General features: G+C 73.0%; 3 protein-coding genes and 2 pseudogenes. 3 read left to right on the forward strand and 2 right to left on the reverse strand.

Annotated elements, in window-relative coordinates:
• Positions 1-79: 79 nt before the first annotated feature.
• A pseudogene (locus ABZ281_RS39305) lies at positions 80-802 on the reverse strand (polyprenyl synthetase family protein); the annotation flags it as partial.
• Positions 803-993: 191 nt separating this feature from the next.
• Positions 994-1134: pseudogene (locus ABZ281_RS39310) on the reverse strand (sugar kinase); the annotation flags it as partial.
• Between the two features lie 192 nt (positions 1135-1326).
• On the opposite strand from ABZ281_RS39310, the gene ABZ281_RS39315 reads away from it, so the two are divergent.
• The 3 genes from ABZ281_RS39315 to ABZ281_RS39325 all read left to right on the forward strand — a co-directional run.
• The gene (locus tag ABZ281_RS39315) at positions 1327-2622 is read left to right on the forward strand and encodes a CAP domain-containing protein (protein ID WP_356662783.1); all 1296 of its coding nucleotides are present in this window, start codon (positions 1327-1329) and stop codon (positions 2620-2622) included.
• A 74-nt stretch (positions 2623-2696) separates the two neighbouring features.
• A complete protein-coding gene (locus tag ABZ281_RS39320; RefSeq protein WP_356662784.1) occupies positions 2697-3374 on the forward strand; it encodes an AIM24 family protein in 678 nt (225 codons plus the stop codon).
• Positions 3375-3546: 172 nt separating this feature from the next.
• On the forward strand, positions 3547-4537 hold a 991-nt coding region (locus ABZ281_RS39325), incomplete at its 3' end, for a tetratricopeptide repeat protein (RefSeq protein WP_356662785.1).

Genomic DNA, 4537 nt, shown 5'->3' on the forward strand with positions numbered 1-4537 from the left:
GTCGTCATCCATGCCGCCGATCAGCGGTCTGCCACGGCGGGTCGTCTACTGCTGCCGGCCCGGCCGGCCCTACCGGTCGTCAACTGGTCCGCCGCGTCACGAACTCGGCGAGCGCCAGCAGACCGCCCGCCGCTTCCGGGTCCGGCACCGCTCGGGCCAGCTGCTGCATCGCCCGGGCCATCCGGTCGGCCGCCTGGCCCTGCGCCCAGTCGCGGCCGCCCGCGCGCTCGACGGTCTGGGCGATGTGGTCCAGGTCCCCCTTCTCGCCGGGTCGGGCGTACAGTCCGGCGAGTTCGGCCGCCGCCGGTGTGCCGGAGGCGAAGGCCGCCACCACCGGCAGGGGCTTCTTCCGGGCGGCCAGGTCGGCCCCGACGGGCTTGCCGGTGCGGCTCGGGTCACCCCATATGCCGATGACGTCGTCGATGAGCTGGAAGGCGAGCCCGGCTTCCCGGCCGAACGCCTCCAGCGCCGCCACTTCCTCGTCCGAGGCGCCCGCGTACAGCCCTCCGATCGCGCAGGCGCTCCCGAGCAGGGCGCCCGTCTTGGCCTCCGCCATGGCGAGCACGCCGTCGAGTGTGACCTCTGCGGGGGCGCACCGCTCCAGGGCCGTGTCCGCGTGCTGCCCCGCGCACAGTTCGATGACGCAGTCCGCGAGCCGGGCGGCGGCGGCCGGGGACGCCGGGTGCGGGTCCTGGGCGAGCAGCCGCAGGGCCAGCGCCTGGAGGGTGTCCCCGGCGAGGATGGCGTCGGCGTCGCCGAACACGGTCCACGCGGTGGGGCGGTGGCGGCGGGTGGCGTCCCGGCGTACGCCACCGTAGTGGTGCGGCCGGCGGCGCTGCGCAAGGGGCCTCGGCGGGCGGGCCGTCCCTCTCGGTCAGGGCGCCATCGCAGCGTCGATCCGGTCGATGTCCGGGGCGTGGCCCGAACCGCGCCCATGTAGGGCTTGGCGGCGGGGGTGGGCGTACCGGTGTCGGCCCGGGCTTCGGGGGTCGCGGTGACGGCGGCCGGGGAGAGTCCGGCCCTGCGGGCGGCCTCCAGCCGGGTGAGAGGACCGTGGGAGAGGAGGGTGGTGAAGACCTGTGAGGTGGCCGGGGTGTTGGCCGGGAACGTCTCGGCACGATGTGTCGAGTGCATGACCGGAACGCAGGAGGGTCAATTTCCTCTGTCAACAGAAGAAGCGGGATCGCTCTGCAGACCGGCCGTCTTGCCCTGATTCATCCCGGCGCCCCGAGTGCCCGGGAGCCGGCTCCGACGAGGGAACCCTCGCGCTCCGGCGACCGTTGTCCGGGCAACCGAATCCCTCGCGGGGAGGGACAGGGGGGCGTGATGGGCGAGTTGATTCCCGGCGGCAACCTGGCGCTGCCGGGCGGTGCGGTGACGGTCCGGGTTCCGGGGCCGTTCGACGTGTCCGCGCTCGTGACCGATGACGGCGGAAAAGTCCGGGACGACGGCGACTTCGTCTTCTACAACCAGCCGGCGGCGCCGGGGGCCGTCCTGCGGGGCGACGCACTCACCGTGGACCCGCCGGGACTGCGCACCGGCGCGACCCGGGTCACCGTCGTCGTCAGCCCCGCCGACCCCGGAACCGCGCTCGGCCGCCTGCCCTCTCCCACGCTGCTCGTCACCGACACGGGGGGCCGTACGCTCGCCCGCTTCACCCCGCCGCGCCCCGCCCAGGAGACGGTGCTGCTGCTCGCGGAGCTCTACCGACGCGGCGACCGCTGGAAGCTGCGCGCCCTGGGCCAGGGGTACGCCGACGGACTGGCGGGACTCGCACGGGACTTCGGCGTCGACGTCGAGGACGACACCTCCCCCATAGCTCCTGTGAACTCCTCCGCCGCCCCCGATCCGGACGGCTTCCTTCCCCTGGTCAACTCCGCCCGTTGCACGGCCGGTTCGCCACCGCTCTCCCTGGACGCCCGCCTGATGTCGGCGGCTCGGGAACACGCCGCCGCCATGGCCTCGGCCGGACGTCTCGGCGTCGAGACGCACGACGGCGTCTCCGTCTACCAGCGCGTCGTCGGCTCCGGGTTCGCGTATCTCACCGTCGGCGAGCACCTGGTGTCCGGACCGCGCACGGCCGCCGAGTTCGTCGCGTACTGCCTGCGCACGGACGGGCCCCGGCGCACCCTGCACGGCCCGGCGTTCACCCACGCCGGACTGGGCCACGTGCACGACGGCCCCTCCGGTGACACCTACTGGACGGCGCTGTGGGCCAGGCCCTTCACACCGGACGGGCTGGCCGGCACGGCAGCGGCCGTCGTCGGCCTCACCAATCGGGAGCGCACCCGGCACGGGCTCCCGCCCCTGTCCGCCGACCCGCTGCTCACCACGGCCGCACAGGCGCACACCGCGGACATGGTGGCCCGCGCCTTCTACGCGCACACCGCACCCGACGGCAGTCAGCCCTGGGACCGGGCCGCCGCCGCGGGTTCCACCCGGCATTCCATCGGCGAGAACATCGCGTGCGGCCAGCGCTCCCCCGCCGAAGTCGTGGAAGGCTGGATGAACAGCCCCGGCCACCGGGCCAACATCCTCAAGCCCCGCTTCACCCACATCGGCATCGGCTTCGCCGGCGGCGGCCGGGCGGGCATGTACTGGACCCAGCTCTTCGGCGGTTGACTCCCCGGCCGCTTCACGACCCGACCTCTTGCGCGATCTTGGCGGAGGGAAGCGCTCCGGGCGAGGATGCCGGTATGAAGGGTGACCTCTTTTCCAGCGAGCACATGGTGCAGCCGGCCGTAGCGCCGGGCATGGCGGTCGAGAACGCCAAGTGCATCCGATACACGGTGAACGGCGAAATGCTCGCCCGCCAGGGCGCGATGATCTCCCACCGCGGCAACCTCCAGTTCGAACGCAAGGGCCAGGGCGTGGGCGGCATGCTCAAGCGCGCGGTCACCGGGGAGGGGCTGCCCCTGATGGCGGTGCGCGGGCAGGGTGAGGCCTGGTTCGCGCACGAGGCACAGAACTGTTTCGTCGTCGACGTCGAGCCCGGCGACGAGTTCACGGTCAACGGCCGCAACGTCCTGTGTTTCGACGCCACGTTGTCCTACCGCATCGCGACCGTGAAGGGCGCCGGCATGACCGGCGGCGGTCTGTTCAACAGCGTCTTCGCGGGGCACGGCAAGCTGGGCCTGGTGTGCGAGGGCAATCCGCTCGTCATCCCGGTCTCGCCGCACTACCCGGTGTACGTCGACACGGACGCGATCGTCGGCTGGACCGCAGGCCTGCAGACCTCCCTGCATCGCTCCCAGTCCATCGGGTCGATGCTGCGCGGCGGCTCCGGCGAGGCCGTGCAACTGCTGCTCCAGGGCGAGGGGTACGTCGTCGTCCGGCCGAGCGAGGCGACACCGCACAAAGCCGGCCGGCACTGAACGCCCATCAGGTGATCTACGCCTCAGAGGCAACCCGGTCCGTTCCGCCGACGTCTTGATCGGCAACAGGTGCTGCCCTGGCCCTTGTGGCCAGGGCAGTTTTTCACCCCTCTATGCACACCATGTATACGCACTATGTATACATGGTGTGCATACGGACCGAAAGGCATCGATGTACGGCAAGGCATTCGCCCCGGAGTATCAGGGCGCGCTCACCACTCTGTCCGTCAACTCCTCCCTGACCGACGTCCTGGCCGCCGGTACCGAGCAGTTGAGAGCGGCCGAGCGCGACGGACAGCCCGGGGAGGCGGCGCGTTCCGGACTCGCGGTGGCCGAGGCGCACCGCCGGCTGGGCCGGGTCGAGGACGCGGACCGGGCCTGGAAGGCGAGCTACCGCGCGGCCCGACAGGCCGGGGACGTCGGGGCGATGGCCTGGGCGCTGTGGAGCGGCGGCACACTGGCCCGGCAGCGCGGCGCGCTCCGGCTGGCCCGCAGGCTGCTCCAGCTCGCTGCCGACCTCGGCGAACGCGGCGGGGACATCGTCGTCCGCGGCTACTCGCTGGCCGGCCTGGCCGAGACCGGCCGCATCCAGGGTGACTACGAGGCCGTCGGCCGGCTGCACGAGCAGTTGCTCGCCGAGGCCCGGCGGCGCGGGGAGGCGCGGCACACGGTGTGGGCGCTGGAGGGCATCGCCCAGATGCACCGCAACACGGGGCGCTACGACACGGCGTACGCGCTGTTCGAGGAGGCCGCCGAGATCGCCGCTCGGGCCGACGACCGGCGCGGCCACGCCTGGGCGCTGCGCGGGCTGGCCGATGTGGTGTCGGTGCGCGACGGGGACACCGAGCGGGCCCTGGAACTGCTGAGCGAGGCGGAGACGGCGTGCCGGGCGATGCGGCTGTCCAGCGCGCTGGCCTACAACCACAAGATGCGTGGCAACGTCCTGTACCGGGCGGGACGTTACGACCAGGCACGGGAGCTGTACGAGCAGGCCCTCGGGGAGTTCCGCGAGATGAGCGAGCCGCGCGGGGAGGCCCTGTCGCGCCTGGGACTCGCCAAGTCCCTGGCCCGCCTGGGCCGCGACCGTGACGAGACGGCGGCCGAACTGGCCGACCTGTCCGGCGGGCTGGTGCGCCGCGGCCTCCAGCACGCCCCCCCGATGG

Origin of the sequence: Streptomyces sp. NPDC006265 (assembly GCF_040613555.1) — a bacterium.
Classification (GTDB): domain Bacteria; phylum Actinomycetota; class Actinomycetes; order Streptomycetales; family Streptomycetaceae; genus Streptomyces.